Source organism: Kitasatospora sp. NPDC101157 (assembly GCF_044768255.1).
Lineage (GTDB): Bacteria > Actinomycetota > Actinomycetes > Streptomycetales > Streptomycetaceae > Kitasatospora.
Map to the genome: position 1 here is coordinate 106,333 of NZ_JBIWPL010000003.1, position 26,073 is coordinate 132,405.

The 26,073-nt window shown below is 73.5% G+C and carries 20 protein-coding genes; 12 read left to right on the top strand and 8 right to left on the bottom strand.

Annotated features, from left to right (window positions below; translation table 11 throughout):
- Positions 1-2 precede the first annotated feature (2 nt).
- The 4 genes from ACIRVF_RS07035 to gdhA form a co-directional block, all read right to left on the bottom strand.
- Positions 3-767, bottom strand: coding sequence for a VOC family protein (locus tag ACIRVF_RS07035; RefSeq protein ID WP_402814853.1), 765 nt, complete (start codon positions 765-767; stop codon positions 3-5).
- A gap of 67 nt (positions 768-834) precedes the next feature.
- Positions 835-1,743 carry an NADP-dependent oxidoreductase gene (locus tag ACIRVF_RS07040; protein ID WP_402814856.1) on the bottom strand — a complete coding sequence of 303 codons (909 nt, stop codon included), beginning with the start codon at positions 1,741-1,743 and terminating at the stop codon, positions 835-837.
- A gap of 182 nt (positions 1,744-1,925) precedes the next feature.
- The gene (locus tag ACIRVF_RS07045; RefSeq protein ID WP_402814859.1) at positions 1,926-2,801 is read right to left on the bottom strand and encodes a GyrI-like domain-containing protein; all 876 of its coding nucleotides are present in this window, start codon (positions 2,799-2,801) and stop codon (positions 1,926-1,928) included.
- 151 nt (positions 2,802-2,952) lie between these two features.
- Entirely contained in the window at positions 2,953-4,362 is a 1,410-nt protein-coding gene (gene gdhA, locus ACIRVF_RS07050) for an NADP-specific glutamate dehydrogenase (protein ID WP_402814862.1), read from the bottom strand.
- A gap of 290 nt (positions 4,363-4,652) precedes the next feature.
- Here gdhA and ribA point away from each other — a divergent pair, with 290 nt between their 5' ends.
- The gene (gene ribA, locus ACIRVF_RS07055) at positions 4,653-5,327 is read left to right on the top strand and encodes a GTP cyclohydrolase II (protein ID WP_402814865.1); all 675 of its coding nucleotides are present in this window, start codon (positions 4,653-4,655) and stop codon (positions 5,325-5,327) included.
- 125 nt (positions 5,328-5,452) lie between these two features.
- On the opposite strand, the gene ACIRVF_RS07060 is transcribed toward ribA, so the two are convergent.
- From ACIRVF_RS07060 to ACIRVF_RS07070, 3 genes are all read right to left on the bottom strand, one after another.
- A complete protein-coding gene (locus tag ACIRVF_RS07060; protein ID WP_402814868.1) occupies positions 5,453-8,899 on the bottom strand; it encodes a hypothetical protein in 3,447 nt (1,148 codons plus the stop codon).
- Between the two features lie 252 nt (positions 8,900-9,151).
- Entirely contained in the window at positions 9,152-11,272 is a 2,121-nt protein-coding gene (locus ACIRVF_RS07065; RefSeq protein WP_402814871.1) for a putative bifunctional diguanylate cyclase/phosphodiesterase, read from the bottom strand.
- An 82-nt stretch (positions 11,273-11,354) separates the two neighbouring features.
- Positions 11,355-12,161 (bottom strand): SAM-dependent methyltransferase, encoded by an 807-nt coding sequence (locus ACIRVF_RS07070; RefSeq protein ID WP_402814874.1) that lies wholly within the window; start codon positions 12,159-12,161, stop codon positions 11,355-11,357.
- 298 nt (positions 12,162-12,459) lie between these two features.
- Here ACIRVF_RS07070 and ACIRVF_RS07075 point away from each other — a divergent pair, with 298 nt between their 5' ends.
- The 8 genes from ACIRVF_RS07075 (at position 12,460) to ACIRVF_RS07110 (ending at position 21,903) form a co-directional block, all read left to right on the top strand.
- Positions 12,460-12,975: an SRPBCC family protein gene (locus ACIRVF_RS07075; protein ID WP_402814876.1), complete on the top strand. Its 516-nt coding sequence runs from the start codon at positions 12,460-12,462 to the stop codon at positions 12,973-12,975.
- 209 nt (positions 12,976-13,184) lie between these two features.
- The gene (locus tag ACIRVF_RS07080) at positions 13,185-14,240 is read left to right on the top strand and encodes an aminotransferase class I/II-fold pyridoxal phosphate-dependent enzyme (protein WP_402814879.1); all 1,056 of its coding nucleotides are present in this window, start codon (positions 13,185-13,187) and stop codon (positions 14,238-14,240) included.
- Positions 14,241-14,375: 135 nt separating this feature from the next.
- The gene (gene egtA / locus ACIRVF_RS07085; RefSeq protein WP_402814882.1) at positions 14,376-15,809 is read left to right on the top strand and encodes an ergothioneine biosynthesis glutamate--cysteine ligase EgtA; all 1,434 of its coding nucleotides are present in this window, start codon (positions 14,376-14,378) and stop codon (positions 15,807-15,809) included.
- Entirely contained in the window at positions 15,806-17,158 is a 1,353-nt protein-coding gene (gene egtB, locus ACIRVF_RS07090) for an ergothioneine biosynthesis protein EgtB (RefSeq protein ID WP_402814885.1), read from the top strand. Before egtA ends, egtB begins: the two co-directional genes overlap by 4 nt.
- Positions 17,158-17,907: an ergothioneine biosynthesis protein EgtC gene (gene egtC, locus ACIRVF_RS07095; RefSeq protein WP_402814888.1), complete on the top strand. Its 750-nt coding sequence runs from the start codon at positions 17,158-17,160 to the stop codon at positions 17,905-17,907. The genes egtB and egtC overlap by 1 nt, the downstream gene beginning before the upstream one ends.
- Positions 17,908-17,952: 45 nt before the next feature.
- The gene (gene egtD / locus ACIRVF_RS07100; RefSeq protein ID WP_402814891.1) at positions 17,953-18,924 is read left to right on the top strand and encodes an L-histidine N(alpha)-methyltransferase; all 972 of its coding nucleotides are present in this window, start codon (positions 17,953-17,955) and stop codon (positions 18,922-18,924) included.
- Between the two features lie 155 nt (positions 18,925-19,079).
- Positions 19,080-20,504: a sugar porter family MFS transporter gene (locus ACIRVF_RS07105; RefSeq protein WP_402814894.1), complete on the top strand. Its 1,425-nt coding sequence runs from the start codon at positions 19,080-19,082 to the stop codon at positions 20,502-20,504.
- Positions 20,505-20,658: 154 nt separating this feature from the next.
- On the top strand, positions 20,659-21,903 hold the full coding sequence (locus tag ACIRVF_RS07110) for a nitric oxide synthase oxygenase (RefSeq protein WP_402814897.1): 1,245 nt from the start codon (positions 20,659-20,661) through the stop codon (positions 21,901-21,903).
- A gap of 77 nt (positions 21,904-21,980) precedes the next feature.
- On the opposite strand, the gene ACIRVF_RS07115 is transcribed toward ACIRVF_RS07110, so the two are convergent.
- Positions 21,981-22,634: a TetR/AcrR family transcriptional regulator gene (locus tag ACIRVF_RS07115; protein ID WP_402814900.1), complete on the bottom strand. Its 654-nt coding sequence runs from the start codon at positions 22,632-22,634 to the stop codon at positions 21,981-21,983.
- 128 nt (positions 22,635-22,762) lie between these two features.
- Here ACIRVF_RS07115 and ACIRVF_RS07120 point away from each other — a divergent pair, with 128 nt between their 5' ends.
- From ACIRVF_RS07120 to fabG, 3 genes are read left to right on the top strand one after another with little or no spacing between them, the layout of a single operon-like run.
- Positions 22,763-23,926, top strand: a complete 1,164-nt coding sequence (locus tag ACIRVF_RS07120; RefSeq protein WP_402815747.1) for an acyl-CoA dehydrogenase family protein — start codon at positions 22,763-22,765, stop codon at positions 23,924-23,926.
- Between the two features lie 42 nt (positions 23,927-23,968).
- Positions 23,969-25,168 carry a thiolase family protein gene (locus ACIRVF_RS07125; protein WP_402814903.1) on the top strand — a complete coding sequence of 400 codons (1,200 nt, stop codon included), beginning with the start codon at positions 23,969-23,971 and terminating at the stop codon, positions 25,166-25,168.
- Positions 25,169-25,197: 29 nt separating this feature from the next.
- Positions 25,198-25,956 carry a 3-oxoacyl-ACP reductase FabG gene (gene fabG, locus ACIRVF_RS07130; protein WP_402814906.1) on the top strand — a complete coding sequence of 253 codons (759 nt, stop codon included), beginning with the start codon at positions 25,198-25,200 and terminating at the stop codon, positions 25,954-25,956.
- Positions 25,957-26,073 lie beyond the last annotated feature (117 nt).

The window sequence follows — 26,073 nt, forward strand, 5'->3', positions numbered from 1 at the left end:
TCTCAGCGCTCGGTGGCGTCGCGGTAGATGCCGAACGCGGCGCCCTGGGGGTCACGCAGCACGGCGGTCCGCCGACCGCCCGACATGGAGACGGCGGGCACCAGCACGTCGCCGCCCATGGCGACCGCCCGGTTGACGGTGTTGTCGGCGTCGGCGACCGAGAAGTACGGCAGCCAGTGCGGCGAAACCTGGGGCGGGAACCGGTCCTCCATGTCCAGCATGCCGCCGAAGTCCTGGCCGTCCAGGCCCCACTGGGTGTAGTGCTCGGACGGCGCGACGGACCATCCGAAGACCTCCGGGTAGAAGGCCCGCGCGCCGGCCGTGTCCCGGGTGGCCAGTTCCACCCACCCCAGCGAGCCGGGCTCGTTGAACACCCCGGCGCCCTTGAAGGCGCGGGCCTGCCAGAGGATGAAGACCGCGCCGGACGGGTCGGCGGAGACCGAGAATCGGCCGTGGTCGAGCACGTCGGTGGGCTCCTTGATGACCTTGCCGCCGGCCGCCTTGATCTTGGACGCGGTGAGCTCGGCGTCGGCGACCGCGAAGGCGACCGTCCAGGCCGTCGGCTGCTGGGGCGCGTACCGCTGGGTGACGGCGGCGGCCAGTGCGTCGCCGACGAACATCTGGGTGTAGCCCTCGGCTTCGGGACGGGCACCGCTGTCGGGGCGCCAGCCGAACAGTTCGGTGTAGAACGTCCGGGCGGCGGGCGGGTCGTCGGTGCCCAGCTCGACCCAGCAGGGGGCGTTGGTGGTGACAGTGGTCTGCTTCATGTTCTGGCCCTGGCTCTCTAGGGGGTGCTGGGGAACTTCTCTGATGGAACGTCAACAGCGCTGGCAGTCAGGAGACTTCAATGACGACCTTGCCGCGGACGTGGCCGGACTCGACCGCGGAGACCGCCTCGGCGGCGCGGTCGAGCGGGTAACGGCCGGTGATGTGCGGATCGAGGTCGCCGACGGCGACCAGGGCGGCGAGTGCGGCGAGGCTCCCGGAGGTGGTCGAGCGGGCGACAGGCTTGCCGCCGAGTTCGGCCACGGTGGCGGAGTCGGCCGTACTGACCAGTTCGGTGCGGTCGGTGCGAACGGCGGCCACGGCACGCAGGGCGTCGCCGCCGACCAGGTCGAGGATGGCGTCGACGCCGTCGGGGGCGGCCGCGGCGACCCGTTCGGCGACGCCGTCGCCGTAGCGGACCTGGGTTGCGCCGAGGGACTCCACGAACGAGCGGTTGGCGTCGCTCGCGGTGCCGAGCACGTTCACGCCCTGGCCGCGGGCGAGCTGGGCGGCGGCGCTGCCGACGCCACCGGCGATGCCGAGGATCAGCAGCACCCGCCCCGCGCCCAGGGCGAGTTGGCGCAGGGCGTCGTCCGCGGTGGCGACCGAGACGCCGAGCACGGCGGCCCGGTCGAAGCCGACGGCCTCGGGCTTGAGGGCACTCGACTCGGCGCGCAGCAGCGTCTGTTCGGCGAAGCCCCCGGCGGCGGCGAGGCCGAACACCTCGTCGCCCGGGGTGAACCCGGTGACCCCGGGGCCGATCTGCTGCACCACCCCGGAGGCCTCCTGGCCCATGACGGCGGGGAGTTGGCGCTGGCGCCCGAGGTGGCCCCGGCGGACCTTCCAGTCGACCGGGTTCACCCCGGCGGCCCGGACCGTGATCGCCAGCTGACCGGGACCGGGGGCGAGCACCGGACGGTCGAGGAACTCCTGCACTTCCGCTCCGCCGTAGTCGACGAAGCCGAATGCCTTGGCCATCGGTGATCCCACTCCTCGGGTAACGGCCTGCGGCCCCTGCCCCCCGCCCCAGCATGCGGGGCGCGGCGGGGTGGGGGCGGGCGCTGGTGGGCCGAACGGGGGTGGGCGAACGATCACCAGCGGACAGCTGACAGATTTCGAAATCTGTCAGCTGTTATCTGTTCGCGCTTGCCTGTCGGCTGTCAGCTGCGAACGGCCCGCGTCACCGGCATCCAGAGCTCCGCCTCCGCGTCGCCCGACCCGGGAACGAAGCGTGTCCGCAGGATCTCCGGGCCCGGCCGGGTCTCGTACGGGTTGGACGGGAACCACTGGCTGTAGGTGTCCCCCCACATCTTCTGCAGGGCGTGGGGGAACGGCCCGGTGTTGCTGAACACCGCCCACGTCCCGGCCGGGACGTGCAGGATCTCCAGGTCGTCCGGGACGACCGCATCCTCCCGCGCCACCACCGCGTGCCAGTAGTCGAGTTCGGACCCCTCCTCCCGATTGGGCGAGAAGTCGTCGGTCACCGACACGATGCCGAGCGGGTCCTTGCCGGTCAGGGCCGTGATCCGCTCGACGGTCTCCGCACCGAGCCCCTTGATGAACTCGGCGATGTGCGGGTTGACCCCCTGATAGATCAGCGGTACCCGGGCCTTCCGGCCGACGATCCGGAAGGCCGGCTTCTCGGTGATCCGGTACTCCATGCTGCTGCTTCCCTCCACGACGAGTCTGAAGGACATCCGGGGCTGGGAGATGAGCGCCGCACCGTCGCGCCGGGCCTCCCCGGGCCCGACCCCGTGCATCGACCGGAACGCCCGGGCGAACGCCTCTCCCGAGGTGTAGCCGTACCGGACCGCGATGTCGAGCAACGTCCGCCCGCCGCCGAGCACTTCGGCCCCGGCGACGGTCAGCCGCCGGCGCCGGACGTACTCCGACAGCGGCATCCCGGCGAGCATCGAGAACAGCCGCCGGAAGTGGTACTCCGACGTCATCGCGGTCCGAGCCAGCTCGGCCACGTCGATCTCCTGGTCTAGGTTCCGTTCGATGTCCTCCATCGCCCGGTTCAGGTGCTCCAGCACGCCGACCCCGTCCTTCCCTTACTGATCACACCGTAGGAAGGACCAACCTTGCCGCACCCGACGATCGGTGCCCGATCCGGTCGGGTGCCGAACCGGTCCGGTGCCGAACCGGTCCGGTCCCGGTCGCCGGGGGACGGAAGGACGAGAGGGCTCAGACCAGGCCGTGGGCCAGCATCGCGTCCGCGACCAGTTCGAAGCCCGCGATGTTCGCGCCCACCACGTAGTCGCCCGGGTGCCCGTAGCGCTCGGCGGTGGTGAAGCAGGAGTCGTGGATGTGCTTCATGATCCCGGCCAGCCGCTCCTCGGTGCGCTCGAAGGTCCAGGAGTCGCGCGAGGCGTTCTGCTGCATCTCCAGCGCGCTGGTCGCGACGCCGCCCGCGTTGGCCGCCTTGCCCGGGCCGAAGGCGACCCCGGCCTCCTGGAGGACCCGCACGGCCTCGGGGGTGGTGGGCATGTTGGCGCCCTCGGCGACCGCCAGCACGCCGTTCCGGACCAGGGCGAGCGCGTCGGCCTCGGTCAGCTCGTTCTGGGTGGCGCAGGGCAGCGCGACCTCGCAGGGCACGCTCCACACGCCCGGGCCCTCGACGAACCGCACGTGGCTGCCGCGCAGTTCGGCGTAATCGGAGACCCGGCCGCGCCGGATCTCCTTGACCTCCTTGAGCAGGTCGAGGTCGATGCCCTTCTCGTCGACCACGTAGCCGGAGGAGTCGGAGCAGGTCAGCACGGTCGCGCCGAGCTGCTGGGCCTTCTCGATCGCGTACACGGCCACGTTGCCGGAGCCGGAGACGACCACCCGGCGCCCGTCCAGGTCGTCACCCCGGCTGCGCAGCATCTCGGCGGTGAACATCACGCAGCCGTAGCCGGTGGCCTCGGTGCGGACCTGCGCGCCGCCCCAGCCGAGGCCCTTGCCGGTGAGCACGCCGGCCTCGTAACGGTTGGTGATCCGCTTGTACTGGCCGAAGAGGTAGCCGATCTCCCGGCCGCCGACGCCGATGTCACCGGCCGGCACGTCGGTGTGCTCGCCGAGGTGACGGTACAGCTCGGTCATGAAGGACTGGCAGAACCGCATGATCTCCGCGTCCGAACGGCCCTTGGGGTCGAAGTCGGAGCCGCCCTTGCCGCCGCCGATCGCCAGCCCGGTGAGGGCGTTCTTGAAGATCTGCTCGAAGCCGAGGAACTTGATGATGCCGAGGTTCACCGAGGGGTGGAAGCGCAGGCCGCCCTTGTAGGGGCCGAGGGCGCTGCTGAACTCCACCCGGAAGCCGCGGTTCACGTGGATGTCACCCGAGTCGTCCGTCCACGGCACCCGGAACATCAGCTGCCGCTCGGGCTCGCAGATCCGCTCGACGAGCCGGGCGTCGAGGAGTTCGGGGCGGTGGGCGAGCACCGGGGCGAGGGTTTCCAGCACCTCGTGGACCGCCTGGTGGAACTCCTCCTCGCCCTTGTTGCGGCGGACCACGTCCGCGTAGAGCGCCTCGATCGCGCGCTGCTCGGCGTCGAAGCGGGACTGCGGGCCGGGGACGGAGGAGGCGGAGGGGGTGGTGACGCGGCTCGTGGGCATCTGATCAGGACCTTCCGTTGGTCGTCGGTGGTCGTGCGCAAGGCGTTCCCGTGCCCAGGAAACACGGGGAAGTCTCGCAGTGACCACACCTCGACTCCCATCCCTTCCACATGCTGGACCGCCGCGAACGGGAACAGACGGGACGGGTGGAGTGTTGTGCGCCACGAGTGCCGAGCCGGGCACCATCCGTAAGCAGTTGTTCAAATTGGAACAACCTAGTACGGTCAACACCCGATCCATCCGGATCCCCGATCCAACCCGGTCCACCCCCGATCGACGGAGGCCCACCCATGCCGCAGCCCGGCTCCGCCACGGTGCGCTCGCGTGTGCGCATCCCGCTGACCTTCCCGGACGGCTACCGCGCCGAGGCGGAGGTCTTCACCTTCCACGGCCTCGCCGACGGCGCCGAGCACCTGGCGCTCGCCCTCGGCACGGTCCCGGACGGCGGAACGCCGCTGGTGCGGCTGCACTCCGAATGCCTGACCGGCGACGTCTTCGGCTCGGACCGCTGCGACTGCGGCCCGCAGCTGCGCGAGTCGGTGGAGCTGATCAGCGAGGCCGGCGGCTACCTGCTCTACCTGCGCCAGGAGGGCCGGGGCATCGGGCTGTACAACAAGCTCGACGCCTACGCGTTGCAGGACTCTGGACTGGACACGTACGACGCCAACCTCGCGCTCGGCCTCCCCGAGGACGGCCGGGACTACACCGCGGCCGCTCAGATGCTCGCCGCGCTCGGCATCGACGGCCTGGGCGGCCTCGACGGCACGGGCGGCCTCGACGGCACGGGCGGCATCGACCTGCTGAGCAACAACCCCGACAAGGCCGCGCAGTTGACCGGGCTCGGCGTCACCGTACGGCGGCGGGTGCCCACCGGCGTCCACCTTTCGGCGACCAACGTCCGATACCTGACGGCGAAGGTGGAGCGGACCGGGCACTCGATCGAGCTCACTCGGCTGGTCGGCTGACCATCGCGGCCGGCGGTCGGGCGACGGTCGGACGCGGTGGGACGCGCGGCGAACAGATGACAACGGACAGATAACAGATGACAGATTTCGAAATCTGTCATCTGTTATCTGTCACCCGTTGCCCGTCACCTGTCAGCCGCCCGCCCTCGCACCGTCCACAGCACCCCGTACGCCGCCAGCGGCAGCGCCACCAGCAGCGCGGCCCAGAAGGCCCCGTGCCCCCACCAGCCCGCGATCGCGGCGAACAGTCCCTCGAACACCGGGATCCGCAGCGCCTCCACCGGCCCCAGCGCCCCGGGCCAGGCCCCCAGGAAGAGCGTCCCGAGGATCCAGACGACGAACAGCATCCGCGCGGTGACCAGCGTCCCGAGGGTGCTCAGCAGCGACGCCGTCGCCAGCAGGATCACGAACCCCGCCTGGTAGGACGCTCCGGTCTGGCCGGTCCCCCAGGAGTCCGGCGTCCGGTGCACCCCGGTGGCCGCGAGCCGCACCTCCACGGCCGCCCAGAGCAGCAGCACCAGCACGCCGGTGCCGGTGAGCGCGAACCGGAGCCGGTCGCGCGTCCCCGCCCGGCCCGGCCGCCACGCCCCGGAGGCGGCCGCCTCCGGCAGCGGTCGCCCCGCCGCCCGCGCGGCGCGCCGGTCGAGGTCCCGCCAGCCCTCCCGGACCTGCCGCCGGGCCCGGTGGGCGGGCTTGAGCAGCCGGTCGCAGGCCCGCTCGATCAGCACGAAGGCCACCACGACCGCGATCACCGCCACGATCCCGGCCCAACTCCCCATCCCGCCCTCGAACATGACCACCCGCTCGGCCACCGGCTGCGGCGCCTCCACCGCCGTCATCGGCGGTCCCAGCCGCAGGTAGCCGATCGCGAGGGCGCCCACACCGGTCAGCAGGGCCGTGCCGAAGCCGACCCGGGCCGGGAAGAAGGCGAGCACGGCGGCCGCCACGAAGGCCGCGCCGAGTTTGCCGACCACCTGCTCCGCCGCGCGCTGCCCGCCGGAGTGCAGCGGCCCGCCGAACAGGTCCGGCGAGAGGTCCAGCTGGTGCCCGGCCTCGACCGGCAGGCGCAGCACCGCCCCCGCCCACAGCAGCAGCCCCAGGCCCAGTACCAGCAGCGCGACCGCCGCCACCCGGCGCGGCACCATGGTGCGGGCGTACGGCCACCAGAGCCGCAGCCGGGCCGCCCAGTCCACCGGCGGCCGTTGACGCCGCTCCCGCCACAGCCGGGCCGCCCGCCCGACCCGCGCCCGCCCCTCCCGCAGCACGCCCGCCTCCGGCTCGGGCCGCTCGACCCGCCCGCGGCCCCGCCGTCGCAGCGCCTCCGCGGCGACCATCGCCGCCCGTCCCGCGACCTGCCCCTGGTCGGCCCCGACCGCCCGCCGCCGCAACGCCGACCAGCGGCGCCGCACCACGTCCCGCGGGGTGGCCGCCTCCGGGTCGGGCGCCGGCCGCCGCGCCGCCGAGCGCACCGCCGTACGCGCCCCGGCACCCGCCGTCAGGGCCCCGTCCACCACCGCCGCCGCGACCACCGCGGCGAGTTCCGAGACCCGTACGGGCAGGGGCAGTCGGTGCAGCGCGGCGGGCAGCGGGGAGAGCCTGCCGAGCAGCCGGTACCGCTCCTCCGGGCGGATGCTCAGCCAGACCGCCAGCCGGTGCGCCTCCTCCCGCTCCTCGGGGCTGAGCCCGCCGTCACCGCGGCGCCCGCCGCCGACCGTACGGGCCGTGCGCTCGACCTCGGCGAGCACCTCCGGGAGCGCCGCGAGGGCGAGCAGCCGCGAGCAGTGCTCGCCGGAGCACTCGGGGTGGAAGCAGTCGTAGCGCGCGGCGACGGCCGGGGCGCCGCCGCGGACCAGTTCGTCGACGAAGGCGGCGCCGTCCGGTTCGGTGGCGATGCGCTCCAGCCCGGCCGGGTCGATCGGCCGGTCGCGGTAGTGCGGGACGGCGGACGGCGCGTAGGCCGCGCCGAGGGCGAGCACGGCGACGGCGGCCACGGCCTCCCGCCGGGAGCCGGGCGCGCGGACCACGTCGGTGAGGTAGTGCAGGTCGAACACGGAGTCCTTGACCTCGTCGCGCAGCCAGTCGCGCAACCGCTCGGCCCCCACCGCCGCCAGCCAGCGCGCGGCCGCACCGGAGTTGCGCAACAGCACCTCGGTGAGCCGGACCGGGTCGGTGAACGGGTCGCCGAGGAAGGTGATCGGCCGACGCGCCTGCGGGCGGCGCCGGACCACCGCCGGGCTGCCGCCGGCCAGCCAGCTGCGAACCTCCGGGGCGGTCCAGCGGTCCTCCGGCTTCTTGGTGAACAGGCCCTGGAGGAGGAGAAGTTGGCGAGGGTCGGTGACCGCGGTGAGGTCCACCTCCTCGCCCATGACCAGTTCCAGCTCCAGGTCGTGGTCGGCGGCCCGCTCACCGTCCGCGCCGACGAACCGGGGGCGGCCGACGAACAGCTCGTAGAGCACGTTGCCGAGGCCCCACCAGGGCCCGGCCTCGTGGTTCTTGCCGGCCAGTTGCTCGGGTGCCATGTAGGCGACGGTGACCATCATCGCGGAGGTGAAGCGGCGGCTGTCGGTGAGCCGGTCGACGCCGCCGAAGTCGGCGATCACGAACTCCCCGGGCCCGCGGCCGGGCCGGACCAGGATGTTGGCGGGCTTGAAGTCCAGCGGGTTGCGCTGGATCCGCCGTTGCCAGAACTCCAGCAACGACACCAGCTCGTAGACGATCTGCTCGACCGTCCGGGGATCGGTGTGGGCGCCGCTGCGGCGCAGCTCGGCGACGTGCGCGGAGAGGGTGACCGGTAGGTACTCCATCGCCACCCAGTCGACCAGCGCGCCGTGGTGGCGGACCCGGCCGAAGTCGATCAGGTGCGGGACGTGCCGCCGGAAGCCGTCGTTGCGCAGGTGGGCGAGCAGCTCGTGGTCCATCGGCTGGCCGACGACGGACACCTTGACCGCGGCGTCGGCGCCGCCGTCGGTGCGCCGGACGTACCAGACGGTGCCCTCGGCGCCGGCGCCCGCCTTGCCCAGGGGGGTGAACCGGGCGCGCAGGGCGTCGGGGAAGCCGTCCTCGGACGGGTCACTGTGCGGGGCCGCAGTGCCAACAGGCCCGGGGCCGCCGTTCGGGGTCGCAGCACCAACGGGCCCCGGGCCGCCGTTCGGGGCCGCAGTGCCGCCGGGCGCGGGGCCGCCGTTCGGGGTCGGCCCCGGGCCGATGTTGTCCTGCCAGGACGGACCCCGGCCGCCCCGTGGCCGCACCACCTCGGTGTCGGCCTCCGGGTCGAACCGGCCCGGGGCGCCGGGCCGGACCCTGGTCGCGGCCTCCGGGTCGTGGCGGGGTCCGGGCATCCGCCGGGTGGCGGCCTCCGGGTCCACCACGGCGGTCGGCCGGGCGCCGAGCCGGGACGCCCGGTCCGCGCCCGCCTCCGCACCGGGCCGGACACCGCGCCGCCGGTCCCACGAGCCCCGGAACCGCGAGCCCCGCTCCCGCGATCCCCAGTCCACCCTGGTCCGCGGCGGCTCCTCCGGCGTTCCCTGGCGTCGGTCCTCCCCGACCGGCCCGGCGTCCTCCGTTGCGCCCATGGCGGCGCTCCCCTCCCCGTGCCCCGGGGCCGGTGCGAGGGCCGTGACCACGGGCGCACCGGTGCCGGGTGGTGATTTTGACGCGTCATCATCCCGCAGACGGGGCAGCGCCGCAGGGCGGTTTCCGCAACGCTTCCCGAACGGTTGCCGGACCGGAACGAAGGTCAGGACGTCGGGAAGGGGGCAGAGGATTCGAAGCCCGGGAACTTCGAAGCCCGGGAACTTCGAAGGCCGCGAGCTGGGCCCCCGGGATCAGCCCTCCTCGACCGGACGCCCCTCGGGCTCCTCGACGATCCGGCGGGCGATCTCGGCGGGCCGCACCGGGCGGCCGAAGTGCCAGCCCTGCGCCCAGTCGCAGCCCATCCCGCGCAGTCGCTCGGCGTCCTTGCGGGTCTCCACGCCCTCCGCGGTGACGTTCAGTCCGAGCGTGTGCGCCATCGACACCAGGCCGCTGACGATCCGCCACCCGGTGGCCCCGTCCTTCGCCGGGTCGTGGAGGTCGCCGACGAAGGAGCCGGCGATCTTCAGTCCGGAGACCGGCAGGTCGCGCAGGTAGGCGAGGTTGGACCAGCCGGTGCCGAAGTCGTCCACCGCCAGCGACACCCCGAGGTCGACCAGCCCGTGCAGGGTGCGCAGCGCCTCGTCCTCGGGGCCGACCACGGTCGACTCGGTGATCTCCAGCTGCAGCCGGGCCGGGTCCAGGCCGGTGCTGTCCAGGATCCGGCCGAGGTCGGTGACCAGCGCGGCGCTGCGTGCCTGCCGTACGGCCAGGTTGACGTTCAGCTGCGGTGCGGCGTCGCCGTACTGCTTGATCCACTCGGCGGCCTGGCCGCAGGCCTGCTCCAGCACCCAGCGGCCGAGCGGCATGATCAGCCCGGTCTCCTCGGCGGTGGTGACGAACTCGTCCGGGCCGAGCACGCCGAGCTGCGGGTGGCGCCAGCGCACCAGTGCCTCCACGGCGGCCATCCGGCCGTCGGCGAGGCGGTGGAGCGGCTGGTAGTCGATGAAGAACTCGCCGCGGTCCAGGGCGGCCGGCATCCGGACCGAGACCGCGTAGCGGCTGACCGCGCGGGCGTTCTCCTTGGGGTCGAAGAGCGTCCAGCGGCCGCGGCCGGCCTCCTTGGCGCGGTACAGCGTGAGGTCGGCTGCCCGGACGGCGGCGCCGGGCGTGGTGGTGGACACCCGCCGCTCCAGCACGCCGACGCTGGCGCCGACGGCGAGCTTGTGGTCGCCGATCAGCACCGGTCCGGCCAGCGCCTTGAGCACGGTCTTGGCGGCGGCCACCGCTTCCTGTTCGCCGCGGCAGTTCTCCAGCAGGACGACGAACTCGTCGCCGCCGAGCCGGGCGACCAGGTGGCCGAGCGGGGTGAGGGCGGCCTTCAGCCGGGCGGCGACGGCGGACAGCAACTGGTCGCCCATGTCGTGGCCGAGGCTGTCGTTGACCACCTTGAAGCCGTCGAGGTCGACGTAGCACAGGCCGAAGCGGGCGCCCGGCTCCGGGGCCTCGAACAGCTTCTCCAGCCGTTCGAAGAAGGCGGCGCGGTTGGGAAGACCGGTCAGCGGGTCGTGGGTGGCCTGGTGGCGCAGCCGCTCCTGGAGCCGGTAGCGGTCGGTGATGTCCTCCAGCATGGCGACCTGGTACTGCGGGACGCCGTCGTCGTCGCGGATCAGCGAGACGGTCAGGTGGGTCCAGATGATCTCGCCGTCCTGGCGGTAGTACGGCTTGTCGAACTGGAAGTACTCACGCTTGCCGCTGATCAGCTCCTCGTACGCCTCCCAGACACCTGGGGTGTCCTCGGGGTGGACGAGGTCGCCGACCCGGCGGCCGATCATGTCCGCCGGGCTCGCGCCGAACAGCTCCTGCAGGGCCTTGTTGACGGCCAGGATGTTGCCGTCGGTGTCACCGATGCCGATGCCGATCGCGGCGCTCTCGAACAGGGCGCGGAACCTGGCCTCGGAGGCGCGCAGGGCGCGCTCGGCCTCCTTGCGGGCGGCGTCGGCGGCGGTGCGGATGGCCTCCTGCTCGCTCAGGGTGCGCTCGCGCAGGGCGTTCGCCCAGCCGGCCGCGAAGGCGCCGGTGAGGGCGGGGCCGCGGTCGTCGCCGATCGGCTGGGACTGCAGCAGTTCGACCGCGCGGGCGAGCAGGCCGGGGTCGGTGAAGTGCGCGTCGACCAGTTCGGCGCCGGCCTGGGCGGCCAGCCGGGGCTGGAAGGGCTCGTCCAGCTGGGCGCGGTGCAGCAGCGCGGCGGTGCGCGCCACCAGCCGGCCGAGCACTCCGGGGTGGACGACGGTGCCGTGGTCGGCGGAGAGCAGCCGGGACCAGTCCTCGTGGAACCGCTCGGCGGCGCTGTTCGCCGGGGTCGCGCCGCTCATCCGGCCGCCCCGGCTCTGCGCCCGGTGGCGTCGGACGTTCGGTGGGGCGTACGGCCGCCGGTTGCGCGCCCGGTGCGAACGTTCAAGCGCGGAACCCCACGCCCGCCACCCCGGCGATCCGCTCGGGGTGCTCGCCGACCGTGCCCGGCTGGTCCGGGCGCCACTGCGGCAGCGGGACCACGCCCGGCTCGACCAGTTCGAAGCCGGTGAACATGGCGGTGACCTGCTCGTTGGTGCGCATGGTCAGCGGGGTCGGGGTCATCCGGTAGAGCTTCTGGTGGTCCTCGGCCTGGTCCGGCCGGGCCTCCAGGGAGGCGTGCGAGAGGGCCAGCGCACTGCCGGCCGGGAGCCGGTCGCGGATCGTGGCGATCAGTTTCCAGGGGTCCTCGTCGTCGCTGACGAAGTGGGCGACGGCCACCAGCAGGACGGCGACCGGCTCGCCCTCGGCCAGCAGCGCGGCCACCTCGGGGCGGTCCAGCAGGTCCTCGACGTCGCGCAGGTCGGCCTGGACGACGGTGTTGTCCGGATCTCCCTCCAGCAGCAGGCGGCTGTGGGCGACGGCGACCGGGTCGCGGTCCACGTAGACGACCTTCACCCCGGGGCGGATCGCGCGGGCGATCTCGTGCACGGCGCCGAAGGTGGGGATGCCGGAGCCGATGTCCAGGAAGCGGGTGATGCCCTGTTCGGCGAGGAAGGTCACGGCGCGGCGCAGGAAGGCCCGGTTGGAGCGCATGATCTGGGGCAGCTCGGGCCACAGGGCGAGCGCCTTGCGGGCCATCTCGCGGTCGACCTCGAAGTTGTGGGAGCCCCCGAGGTAGTAGTCGTAGACCCGCGCGGCGTTCGGTTTGTCCAGGTCCGTACCTTCCGGTACCCAGCTCGGTCGCCGCATGCCTGTGACTCCTTCACTCCGGTTCCGGGGGCGCAGCGCCTGGTGATGCTGCCGTGACTCATGAGACTACAAGCACACGAGATCCTGCCCCGCACCCCGAACGGGTGCAAGCGGAGTGCGCACTTCCCCGTGATCTGCGTGCTTTGCCCAGAATTCTCCTCAGGTTCGTTCGCGGTCGAGGAGCGCCGGGGCGGCGTGATCCGGGCCACGCACGCCGACTCGGTGCCCGCGCCGACCGTTCGCGACCGTTGGCGCTCGTTCGGCCCTCGGGTGGCGGGTGCCCGACTAGGGTGGGCCCGTGGATCCCAACCACTACCGCTTCCGGGGCGTGTGGCGGCTCGCGGCGCCCGCGTCGGCGGTGTTCGCGGCGCTGGAGGACGTCCGGAGCTACCCGCTGTGGTGGCCCGAGATCCGGGAGGCCCGGGAGACCGAGCCGGACGCCGGGGTGGTGGTGGTCCGCGCGCTGCTGCCGTACCGGCTGGTGATCGGCCTGGAGACGCGACGGCGCGACCCGGCGGCCGGGGTGCTGGAGGCCGCGATGCGGGGCGACCTCGACGGGTGGTCGCGGTTCACCGTCACGGCGGACGGGCCGGGCGGCGCGGGCTGCCGGGTGCTGTTCGAGGAGGACACCCGGCCCGGCAAGCCGTTGCTGCGGCGCCTCGCCCTGCCGCTCCACCCGGTGTTCCGCGCCAACCACGCCGTGATGATGCGCCGGGGACGGCGAGGGCTGGCGGCGTACCTGGCGGGCGGTGGCCGGCCGGAGGTGACGGACGGCGGACGGACGGACGACGGACGGGAGACGGCGAACAGATGACAGCTGACGACTTTCAGCAAACAGATGACAACTTTCGAAATCTGTCAGCTGTCAGCCGTCCGCCCCTGCCACCTTCCCCTCCCCCGCTTACCCCTCCCGCCTCCTCCCCCTTCTCCCCCTTCTCCCCCTTCTCCTTCGACACCCCCTTCGACCGCACCGGCACCGGCAGCAGCAAGTGGTCCCGGACCACCGCCCCCGGGGTGATCCCGATGGGCCTGGCGGACATGGACCTGCCCGGCCCGCCCGCCGTCGCCGAAGCCCTGGAACGGCGCGCCCGCCACCGCGCCTACGGCTACACCGTCTGCGACCCGGCCGGGCGGACCCTGGTCGCCGACTGGTACCGCGCCCGGCACGGCGCCGACGTCGACCCGGACTGGGTCCTGCTGCTCCCCTGCGGCCCGCGCACCGCCCTTCGCCTCCTCCTGGAGACCGTACGCACGGACGCCCCGCGTCCGCAGGCCCCCGCCCTCTTCCCCACCCCCGAGTGGGGCGGCTTCGCCCAGCTCTGCCGCGCGGCCCGCCTCCCGTACCGCGAACTGCCGCTGCACACCGGCCCGGACGGCTACCGCGCCCCGCACGGCCCGCTCCCCGGTCCGGCGTCCGCCGTGCTGCTGAGCAACCCCCACAACCCCTCCGGCACGGTCTGGCCGGCCGGCGACCTACGGCGCCTGGCCGAGCGGGCCGCCGAGGCGGACGCCCTGTTCGTCTCGGACGAGGTGCACGGCGACCTCACCCACCCCGGCCGGGCCCACCCCGTCGCCGTCACCACCGTCGACCCCGCCCTCCGGCACCGCGTCGTCACCCTCGGCTCCGTCGGCAAGACCTTCAACTGCTCCGGCATTCCGAGCAGTTACGCTCTCGTCCCCGACCCCGGGCTACGCGCCCGGCTCACCGACACCCTGGCCGGCTACGGCCTCTGGGAGGGCGGCCTGCTGGAGCAGACCGTGCAGCGCGCCGCACTCGCCGAGGGCGGCCCCTGGCTGGACGCGCTGCTCGCCCACCTCGCCGCCGCCCGTACCCGGCTCACCGACCGCCTCGGCCCCGCCGTCCGCTCCACCCCGCACGCCTCCTACCTGCTCTGGCTGGACGCTGCCGCCCTCGGCCTGCCGCCCGCCGCCGCCCGCGCGGCGCTGGTGGAGCGCTGCGGCCTGGAGGCCTCCGACGGCACCGAGTTCGGCCCCGGCGGCGCGGGCTTCCTGCGTCTCAACTACGCCCTGCCGGGCCCCGTCCTGGACACCGTCCTGGCGCGGCTGGACCGGCTGTGACCGGGGCATGTGCCCCGGTCGAACACGCCCCCGGCGCTCTGTCCACACCACCTCCGAACCCCCGGATTCACCCGATCGCCACGTCCCTGACCTGCCTGAACGAACATTCACGCGATATTTGCGAAGCGGCCTCGCATGCTCCGTAGCAGACTGGGCAAGGTAGACCGGGCCGCAATCGTGATCCCGAGGACGGTGAGTCCGGTGATACCGACATCCCGCACCACTCCACCCAACCGCCAGAGCACGCAGCCGCCCCCCACAGGGGTCACCCCGCTGACCGAATCGGGGGCGCGCAGCCATGTGTCGGGCGTCTGTTTCAAGATCGGACCGCCCGGTCTGGTGGGTGTCGAGGTCGAGTGGTTCGTCCATGACGACCGATGTCCCACCCGTCCCGTCCAGCCGGAACTGATCCACGCCGCGCTGGAGTCGCTGCCCCTCGGCGGCCCCGACGGCACCTCGCTCCCCTCCGGTTCGCGCCTCACGCTCGAACCCGGCGGACAGGTCGAGCTCAGCTCCCCGCCCGCCACCGGCCTCCTGGCCTGCGTCGACGACACCCGTCGCGATCTGACCGCCCTGCGGGCCGCCTTCGCGGCGCAGGGCCTGCGACTCACCGGCACCGGCACGGACCCGCTCGCCCGCCCCCGCCGGATGGTGCTGGACCATCCCCGCTACCTCGCGATGGAGCGCTTCTTCGAATCGGCCGGCCCCTGGGGCCGGGTCATGATGACCGGCACCGCGTCCGTGCAGGTGTGCCTGGACGCCGGCGACTCGGAGGGTCCGCAGGCGGCCGAACGGCGCTGGCAGCTGGTCCACCGGCTCGGCCCCGTGCTGGTCGCCGCCTTCGCCAACTCCCCGTTGCTGGACGGAAAGCCGACCGGCCACCGGTCCACCCGGCAGACCGTCTGGTCCCGGATGGACCCGACCCGCACCCTCGCCCCCGAGCCCGACCACGGTGACCCGCGCGAGGCCTGGGCCCAGTACGTGCTGGACGCCCAGGTCCTGTGCGTGCGAAGGCCGGAGGGGCTGCCCTGGACGGCCCCGCCCGACCTCACCTTCCGCGACTGGATCCGCGGCGGCGGTGAACGACCGCCCACACTCGCCGACTTGGAGTACCACTGCACCACCCTGTTCCCCCCGGTGCGCCCGCGCGGCCACCTGGAGCTGCGGATGATCGACGCCCAGCCCGGGGACGGCTGGATGGTGGTCACCGCTCTGGTCACCGCACTGCTGGACGACCCGGTGGCCGCCGACACCGTGTTCGCCGCCCTGGAACCGCTGGACGCCTTCGACCGGCAGCAGGGCGCAGCCGCCCCGCGCCCGCCGCGCAGCGCCGCCTGGCGACGCGCCGCCACCCTCGGCGTCGCCGACCCCGAGCTGCGCCGCGCCGCCCTCACCTGCTTCGCCGCCGCCGACGCGGCGCTGGGCCGCCTGCCCGGCGCCGGGTGGCTGCGCGCCGCCGTCGCCGAGTTCGCCGAGCGCTACCCCGCGCGCGGCCGCTGCCCGGCCGACGACCAGCTGGACGCCCTGCGGTCCGGCACCCGACGCACTCCGCAGGAGGAGGCATCATGACCGACGTTCGACCGCCCGCCGCCCCGGCCACGGGTACGACGGGCACCGAGGCGCTGCGCGAGGCCATCGCCGCCGAACTGCTCGCCGCCCGCGCCCGGACCGCCGCGCTGACCGACTGCGTCGAGGACGCCGACCTCACCGCCCAGCACTCCCCGCTGATGTCCCCGCTGGTCTGGGACCTCGCGCACATCGGCAACCAGGAGGAGCTCTGGCTGCTGCGCAACGTCGGCGGCCGCGACCCGATGCACCCCGAGATCGACCCGCTGTACGACGCGTTCCAGCACCCCCGGGCCGAGCGCCCCGCCCTGCCGCTGCTGCCGCCCGCCGAGGCCCGCGGCTACGCCCACGAGGTGCGCGGCCGGGTGCTGGACCTGCTGGCCGCCAGTCCGTTGGAGGGCGCACCGCTGCTGGACGCCGGGTTCGCCTTCGGGATGATCGCCCAGCACGAACAGCAGCACGACGAGACGATGCTGATCACCCACCAGCTCCGCCGGGGCGAACCCGCCCTGGCCGCTCCCCCGCCGCCGCCCGCCCCCGCCGACGCGGCCGCCCTGCCGGCCGAAGTGCTGATCCCGGCGGGCCCGTTCACCATGGGCACGGACACCGAACCGTGGGCGCTGGACAACGAGCGCCCGGCGCACACCGTCGACCTCCCGGCCTACTACCTGGACACCACCCCGGTCACCAACGCCGCCTACCAGCGCTTCATCGCCGACGGCGGCTACGACGACCCGCGCTGGTGGACCGAGGAGGGCTGGCAGCACCGCCTGCGGGCCGAGCTGTCCGCCCCGCTGTTCTGGAAGCGCCGGGACGGCCAGTGGCTTCGCCGCCGCTTCGGCACGGTCGAGCCCGTCCCGCCGGACGAGCCGGTGCTGCACGTCAGCTGGTACGAGGCGGACGCGTACGCCCGCTGGGCCGGGCGGCGGCTGCCGACCGAGGCCGAGTGGGAGAAGGCGGCCCGGCACGACCCGGCCACCGGCCGCTCCCGCCGCTACCCCTGGGGCGACGGGCCGCCCGGCCCCGAGCAGGCCAACCTCGGCCAGCGCCATCTGCGCCCGGCCGCCGCCGGCAGCTACCCGGACGGACAGTCCCCGTACGGCGTGAGGCAGTTGATGGGCGACGTGTGGGAGTGGACGGCCAGCGACTTCCGCCCCTACCCGGGCTTCCGGGCCTGGCCCTACAAGGAGTACTCGGAGGTCTTCTTCGGGCCGGAGTACAAGGTGCTGCGCGGCGGCTGCTTCGCGGTGGCACCGGTCGCCTGCCGGGGCACCTTCCGCAACTGGGACTACCCCGTCCGGCGGCAGATCTTCTCCGGCTTCCGCACCGCCCGCAGCCCGGAGGAGACCTGATGTGCCGTCACCTCGCCTACCTGGGCGAGCCGGTGGCACCGCAGGAGCTGCTGGTGCACCCGCCGTACGCGCTGTACCGGCAGTCCTGGGCGCCCCGGACCCAGCAGTACGGGACGGTCAACGTGGACGGCTTCGGGCTGGGCTGGTACGCGGACGGCGACGAACTGCCCGCCCGCTACCGCCGGGCCGGGCCGATCTGGGCGGACGCGACCTTCGCCGACCTCGCCCGGGTGATCCGCACCCGGGCGCTGCTGGCGGCCGTCCGCTCCGCCACCGAGGGCTGTGCGGCGGGCGAGGGCGCGGCCGCGCCGTTCGCCGCCGAGCGCTGGCTGTTCAGCCACAACGGCGCGGTGGCCGGCTGGCCCGGCAAGCTGGACGCGCTGGCCGCCCTGCTGCCGCCCGCCGAGCTGCTGGAGCTGGAGGCCCGCACCGACTCGGCCCTGCTGTGGGCGCTGACGCTGCACCGGCTGCGTCGGGGCGCCGGCCTCGGTGAGGCGCTGGCGGGCACGGTGGCCGACGTCGCCGCACACACCACCGGCCGGGTCAACCTGCTGCTCACCGACGGCACCGCGCTCGCCGCGACCACCTGGGGCGACACCCTGCACCACCGCAGCCTGCCCGGCCTGGGCACGGTGGTGGCCTCGGAGCCGTACGACGACGACCCGGGCTGGACGTCCGTCCCGGACGGCTCCCTGCTGCTGGCCGACGCCGGGGGCGTCCGGGTCCGGCAGCTCCCCAGCCACTACTGACCATCCACTCTCCCTTCATCTTCTGAACAGAGGAACCACCCTGTCATGGACACCTTCGATCTCACCCGACTGCTGCCCGCCGACCACTTCAGCACCGCACTGCGCCACGACGTCCGGCAGGGCCTGACCGCCGCCCCCAAGTGGCTGCCGCCCAAGTGGTTCTACGACGCGCGGGGCAGCGAGCTGTTCGAGGAGATCACCCGGCTGCCCGAGTACTACCCGACCCGCGCCGAGCGGGCCATCCTGGCCGCCCGGGCCGACGAGATCGCCGCCGCCACCCGGGCCCGCACCCTGGTCGAGCTGGGCTCCGGCTCCTCCGAGAAGACCCGGCTGCTGCTGGACGCGCTGCGCGCGACCGACACCCTGGAGGACTACGTCCCGGTGGACGTCAGCGAGAGCGCGCTGACCTCGGCCGGCGCCGCGCTGGCCGCCGAGTACCCCGGACTGTCCGTGCACGGCGTGCTGGCCGACTTCACCGCCCGGCTCGGCCTGCCCCCGGAGGGCGGCCCCCGCCTGGTCGCCTTCCTCGGCGGCACCCTCGGCAACCTGCTGCCGAAGGAGCGCGCCGCCTTCCTGCGCGGGCTGCGCGCGGCCCTGGACCCGGGCGACTTCCTGCTGCTGGGCACCGACCTGGTCAAGGACCCGGCGGTGCTGGTCGCGGCGTACGACGACCGCGCCGGGGTGACGGCCGAGTTCAACCGCAACGTGCTCAACGTGCTCAACCGCGAGCTGGGCGCCGACTTCGACCCGGCCGCCTTCGAGCACGTCGCCCTCTGGGACCCGGAGCGGGAGTGGATCGAGATGCGGCTGCGCTCGCTGCGCTCGCAGACCGTGAAGATCCCGGCCCTGGACCTGCCGGTGCACTTCGAGCGGGGCGAGGAAATGCGCACCGAGGTCTCGGCCAAGTTCCGCCGGGAGCGGGTGGCCGAGGAGCTCACGGCGGCCGGGCTGCGGCTGACCCACTGGTGGACCGACGCCGGGGGCCGGTTCGGTCTCTCGCTGTCCGCCCCGGCGTGAGTCCTCGGGCCACAGCTGCCGGGGGGCCTCAATTTGCTTGTTCACCTTACGAATTCTCCGAGCAGGGCTTGGGCCTCCCCGCTTACAAGGGTTGAACGAATAGGGGTTACGATCTCGGCTACCGAGCTCAGCGTTGAGTACCAGGAGTCAAGATCGTGAGCGTCACCCAGAAGCCCTCCGGGGCGGCCGAGGCCACCGCGCCCGGCCGCCTCGGCTTCGTCGTCTTCATCACCGCCGCCGCGGCCCTCGGCGGCTTCCTGTTCGGCTACGACAGCTCCGTGATCAACGGGGCCGTCTCCGGCATCCAGGGGAAGTTCGGGGTGGGCAGCGGCGAGACCGGCCTGATCGTCTCCTCGGCGCTGCTGGGCTCGGCGGTCGGCGCCGCGCTGGCCGGCCGCTTCGCCGACCGCTACGGCCGCATCAAGGTCATGAAGGCGGGCGCCCTGCTGTTCGCCGTCAGCGCCGTCGGCTCGATGCTGCCCTTCTCCCCCTGGGACCTCGCCCTGTGGCGCGTCCTCGGCGGCGCGGCCATCGGCATCGCCTCGGTGATCGCCCCGACCTACATCGCCGAGGTCGCCCCGACCAAGTACCGGGGCCGCCTGGCCTCCTTCCAGCAGGCCGCGATCGTGCTCGGCATCGCGATATCCCAGCTGGTCAACTGGGTGCTGGCGGACGCCGCCGGCGGCGACACCCGCGGCCACCTGCTCGGCCTGGAGGCCTGGCAGTGGATGCTCGGCATCTGCGTCGTCCCGGCCGTGGTGTACTTCGTGCTGTCCTCGGTGATCCCCGAGTCCCCGCGCTACCTGATCCAGGCCGAGCGCCTGGACGAGGCCCGCAAGGTGCTGACCGAGGTCGAGGGCGAGGGCGTCGACACCGACGCCCGGATCGCCGAGGTCCAGTCGCTGATCGCCTCCGACCACCGCCCGCGCTTCCGCGACCTGCTCGGCGGCCGCTTCGGTCTGCTCCCGATCGTCTGGGTCGGCATCGGCCTGTCGGTCTTCCAGCAGCTGGTCGGCATCAACGTGATCTTCTACTACTCGTCGATCCTGTGGCAGTCCGTCGGCATCGACCAGAGCAACTCGCTGCTGATCAGCTTCATCGGCTCGGTCATCAACATCCTCGGCACCGTGATCGCGATCCTGCTGGTCGACCGGATCGGCCGCAAGCCGCTCGCCCTGATCGGCTCGGCCGGCATGGCCGTCACCCTCGCCGCGGCCGGCTGGGCGTTCTCCTCGGCCACCGGCTCGGGCGACAACGTCTCGCTGCCCGACCTCCAGGGCACCGTCGCGCTGATCTCGGCCAACGCCTTCGTGCTGTTCTTCGCGATGTCCTGGGGCGTGGTCGTCTGGGTCATGCTCGGCGAGATGTTCCCCAACCGGGTTCGCGCCGCCGCGCTGTCCGTGGCCGCCTCCGCGCAGTGGATCGCCAACTGGGCCATCACCGTGTCGTTCCCGTCGCTCTCGCGCTGGAACCTCTCGGCGACCTACCTGGTGTACGCGGCCTTCGCGGCGCTGTCGATCGTCTTCGTGGCGAAGTTCATGAAGGAGACCAAGGGCGTCCGGCTGGAGGACATGGGCTGACCGGCCCGCCCACACCGGTCCGACGATCCCACGATCCGACGGTCCGGGCTTCGGCCCCCGCACCCTAGCGCGCTCGGCGCGGGTGCGGGGGCCGAATCGTTCACTCCCTGCGGCGGGTCCGCGGCCTCCGGTACTCCTGGGCGGCAGGAGGGATGTGTCCTTGATCTTCAACCGGCTCCGCACCCGCAGAACCGCCGCCGCCCCGAGCGGCGGCTGTCCGTACACCCACGCCCACCCCGCCCACGTGGTGCCGGGCGCTCCCCGGCAGCAGTCCGTACCGTACCGCCCAGCTGCGCAACTCCCTTACCCGGCAACGCTGTTCACCGACCCTGACCGGGCCGCCGAGTTCATCCGCCAGTTCCACCGGGAGCAGCCCGCGGCCGGCGACCCGGAGCCGAGGCTGCGCGCCGTCCGGGAGGAGATCGACCGCACCGGCAGCTACCGGCACACCCCCGCCGAACTGGCCCACGGCGCCAGGCTCGCCTGGCGCAACGCCGCCCGCTGCATCGGCCGGCTGTACTGGCGCAGCCTGGTGGTCCGCGACCTGCGCCACCTGTCCTCCGCCGACGACATCGCCGCCGAGTGCTTCGAGCACCTTCGGCTGGCGGGCAACGGCGGCCGGATCCGCCCGGTGGTCTCGGTGTTCGCCCCCGACCTCCCGGGCCGCCCGGCCGCCCGGATCCTCAACCAGCAGCTGGTCCGCTACGCCGGGCACCGGGTCGACGGCGCCGTCATCGGCGACCCGGCGGGCGCCGCGCTCGCCGCCCGGGCCCGTGAACTGGGCTGGAAGTGCGCCGAGGACCGCTTCGAGACGCTGCCGCTGCTGGTCCAGGAGCGGCCCGGCGAGCGCCCGCACTGGTACGAGCTGCCGGACGACACCACCCTGGAGGTGCCGCTGAGCCACCCCGAGCACGGGTGGTTCGCCGAACTCGGGCTGCGCTGGTACGCGGTGCCCGCGATCAGCGACATGACCCTGGAGATCGGCGGCGTCCGCTACCCCACCGCGCCGTTCAACGGCTGGTACATGGGCACCGAGATCGGCGCCCGCAACCTCGCCGACGCCGACCGCTACGACATGCTCGGCACCGTCGCCGAACGGCTGGGCCTGGACACCTCCAACGACCGCACGCTCTGGCGCGACCGCGCTCTGGTCGAGCTCAACCTCGCGGTGCTGCACTCCTTCCAGGAGGCCGGGGTGACGATCGCCGACCACCACACCGAGTCGGAGCGCTTCCTCAAGCACGTCGCCCAGGAACGGCGGCTCGGCCGGCCGACCCCGGCGGACTGGAGCTGGATCGTGCCCCCGGTCTCCGGCGGGCTGACGCCGGTCTACCACCGGTACTACGACCCGGTGGACCCGGACCAGCGCCCGGCCTTCCTCGTCCGCGAGCCCTGGTAGGACGCCACGCACCGCTGTCCGGGCACCGCCGTCCGGCGCGCCACCGCCGGCCGGGGCTACGGAAGCACCGCCCGGGGCTACGGAAGCACCGGGCGGGCGGCGAGGCGCTCGAAGCGCAGCGCGAGTCCGTCCAGCAGCGCCTCCAGCCCGGTCTCGAAGGCGCCCTCGTCGACCGTCCCCCGGTGCCCGGCCAGCCGGTGCGCCTCGCCGAGGTGCGGGTAGTCGGCCGCGTCGTAGACCTCGGCGTCGGCCGGGAAGCCGGCCGCGAAGGAGGCGAGTGCGGAGCCGGTGACGAAGTAGCGCATCAGCGCGCCGATCCGGGTGGCCTGGCCGCGCGGCCAGCCGGCCTCGACCAGGTGCCCGAAGACGGCGTCGGCCAGGCGCAGCGCGTTGGGCCGCCGCCCCGGCCCCTGGGCGAGCACCGGGACGATGTTGGGGTGGGCGGCCAGCGCGGCGCGGTAGGAGCGCGCCCACGCCCGCAGCGCCTCCGGCCAGGGGGTGTCCGGGCGGCCGAACATCGACAGGTCGACTTCCCCGATGACGCTGTCCACCACCGCGTCCAGGAGTTCGTCCTTGGTGGCGAAGTGGTTGTAGAGCGACGGCCCGCTGACCGAGAGCTCGGCGGCGAGGCGGCGGGTGGAGAGGACCTCCAGCCCTTCGCCGTCGATCAGCCGCAGGGCAGCGGCGACGATCCGGTCGCGGCTGAGCAGCGGGGTGCGCGGGCGGGCCATCGGGTCGCTACCTCCGGTCGGGTGGGTGAGGGACCGATTCTGGCAGGTGCCCCTTCCCAGCACGGCGGGTCGGAGCTACAGTCCCCTCGTAAAACTTGCAGCGCTAGTTTAACGAGGTGGGCACCGCCGTGAACCTGGAGTTGTCCGAGGAGCAGAGCGCCGTCCGGGACCTCGCCGCCGCTTTCACCGACCGCGAGATCGCTCCTCACGCCGCCGAGTGGGACCGCGTCGAGTCGGTGGACCGCGCGATCGTCGGCAAGCTCGGGAAGGTCGGCTTCCTCGGCCTGACCATCCCCGAGGAGTACGGCGGCAGCGGCGGCGACCACCTGGCGTACTGCCTGGTGCTGGAGGAGCTCGGGCGCGGCGACTCGGCCGTGCGCGGGATCGTCTCGGTCTCGCTCGGCCTGGTCGGCAAGTCGATCAACGGCTTCGGCACCGAGGAGCAGAAGCGGCACTGGCTGCCCCGGCTCACCTCGGGCGAGGCGCTCGCCTGCTTCGCGCTCACCGAGCCCGGCACCGGCTCGGACGCCGCCAACCTCACCACCCGGGCCGTCCGGGACGGCGACGACTGGCTGATCAGCGGCACCAAGACGTTCATCACCAACGGCACCTGGGCCGACGTCGCACTGGTCTTCGCCCGTACCGGCGGCAGCGAGCCCGAGCAGCGGGGCCACCGGGGCATCACCGCCTTCCTGGTCCCCACCGACCTGCCCGGCTTCGGCCGCACCGAGATCCACGGCAAGCTCGGCCTGCGCGGCCAGGCCACCGCCGAACTCGCCCTGGACGGCGTCCGGGTGCCCGACGGCGCCCGGCTCGGCGAGGTCGGCAAGGGCTTCACGGTGGCGATGGCCGCCCTGGCCAAGGGCCGGATGTCGGTCGCGGCCGGCTGCGTCGGCATCGCCCGCGCCTGCCTGGAGGCCGCCGTCCGGTACGCGGGCGAGCGCGAGCAGTTCGGCAAGCCGATCGCCTCCCACCAACTCGTCCAGGAACTGCTGGCCGGCATCGCGGTGGACGTCGAGGCCGCCCGGCTGCTCACCTGGAAGGTCGCCGACCACATCGAACGCGGCCTGCCGTTCGCCACCGAGTCCTCCGTCGCCAAGCTCTACGCGAGCGAGGCCGCCGTCCGGGCCGCCAACAACGCGCTCCAGGTGTTCGGCGGCTACGGCTTCCTCGACGAGTACCCCGTCGGCAAGTACCTTCGCGACGCCCGGGTGATGACCCTCTACGAGGGCACCAGCCAGATCCACCAACTGCTCATCGGGCGTGCCCTGACCGGCGTCAACGCCTTCTGAGAACCGCAAGCGCATCCCACCCCTCTCGACAAGGAGCACGACGTGCGCCCCGTCTACTTCGCCGCAGCCCGCCGCACACCCATCGGCCGGCTGCGCGGAGCGCTCGCCACGGTCCGCCCGGACGACCTCTCGGCCACCGTGCTGCGCGCCCTGCTCGCCGACGTACCCGCCCTCGACCCGGCCCGCATCGACGACGTCTACTGGGGCGCCGCCAACCAGGCCGGCGAGGACAACCGCAACGCGGCCCGGATGGCCGTCCTGCTGGCGGGGCTCCCGGAGACCGTCCCCGGAGCCACCGTCAACCGGCTCTGCGCCTCCGGCCTGGAGGCCGTCACCCTCGCCGCCCGGGCCATCGGCTCGGGAGAGGCCGACGTGGTGCTGGCCGGCGGCTGCGAGTCGATGACCCGCGCCCCCTTCGTCCTGCCCCGCCCCGACGAGGCGCTGCCGCACCGGATCGAGACCCACGACACCCGGCTCGGCTGGCGGCTCACCAACCCGCGGATGGCCGAACTGCACGGCGTGCTCAACATGGGCGAGACCGCCGAGGAGGTGGCGAGCCGGTACGGCATCGGGCGCGAGCGCCAGGACGCCTTCGCGCTGCGCAGCCACCAGCGGGCCGCCGCCGCCCGCAAGGACGGACACTTCGATGCCGAACTGATCCCGGTGGAGCGGCCGGACGGGGTGACGGTGACCCAGGACGAGGGCATCCGCGAGGACACCAGCCTGGAGAAGCTCGGCAGGCTCAAGCCGGCCTTCCGTCAGGGCGGCACCGTCACCGCCGGGAACGCCTCGCCGATGAACGACGGCGCGGCCGGGCTGGTCCTGGTCAGCGAGGAGGCGCTGCGCGACCTCGGGCTGCAGCCGCTCGGCCGGTACGTGGCCGGGGCCTCGGCCGGGGTGCACCCGGACGTCATGGGCATCGGTCCGGTGCCGGCCACGGCCAAGGTGCTCGGCCGGGCCGGGTGGGACCTCGCCGACCTGGACACCGCCGAACTGAACGAGGCCTTCGCCGCCCAGGCGCTGGCCTCCGCCGACGGCATCGGCTTCGACCCGGAGCGGGCCGACGAGGTGGTCAACCCGAGCGGCGGGGCGATCGCCCTCGGCCACCCGCTGGGCGGCTCGGGCGCCCGCATCCTCACCACCCTGCTGCACCGGATGCGCCGCACCGGCGCCCGGCGCGGCCTGGCCACGATGTGCGTGGGCGTGGGGCAGGGTACGGCCGTGCTGGTCGAGAACGTCTGACGGAGTTACGAGTGAGCGGAGGAACCGACATGACGCGATTCGCAGGAAAGGTCGCCGTGGTGACCGGCGCGGCGCAGGGCATCGGCGCGGCCACCGCCCGCCGACTGGCGGAGGAGGGCGCGACCGTCGCCGTGGTCGACCTGACCACCGAGCGGGCGGCCGGGACGGTCGCCGAGATCACCGCCAAGGGCGGCACCGCCAAGGCCTACGGCTGCGACGTGGCCGACTACGAGGCCGTGGACGCGGTGTTCGCGCGGATCGCGGAGGAACTCGGCGGGCTGCACATCCTGGTGAACAACGCCGGGATCACCCGGGACAACCTGTTCTTCAAGATGCCCAAGGCCGACTGGGACACCGTCCTGACCGTCAACCTGACCAGCGCGTACAACTGCAGCCACGTGGCCCAGAAGTACATGGTGGCCCAGAAGTACGGGAAGATCGTCTCGCTCAGCTCGCGCTCCGCGCTCGGCAACCGGGGCCAGGCCAACTACGCGGCCGCCAAGGCCGGCATCCAGGGGCTCACCGCGACCCTGGCGATCGAGCTCGGGCCGTTCAACATCAACGTCAACGCCGTCGCCCCCGGCTACATCGCCACCGCGATGACGGCGGCCACCGCCGAGCGGGTCGGCGCCACCGCCGAGGACCACCAGGCCGAGGTCGCCGCCCGCACGCCGCTGCGCCGGGTCGGGCAGCCCGAGGAGATCGCCTCGGTGGTGGCCTTCCTGGCGAGCGAGGAGGCCTCGTACGTGAGCGGGCAGACGCTGTACGTCAACGGCGGGGCCCGATAGTCCCGGCAGCCGGATCGATTTCGGCGGCCCGGGCGGCCCGGGATTGAAGTGGGTGAGTGCTGGGTAGATACGGTTAATATTCATTGAATATTACTGACGTGTCATCAGATGGCCGTT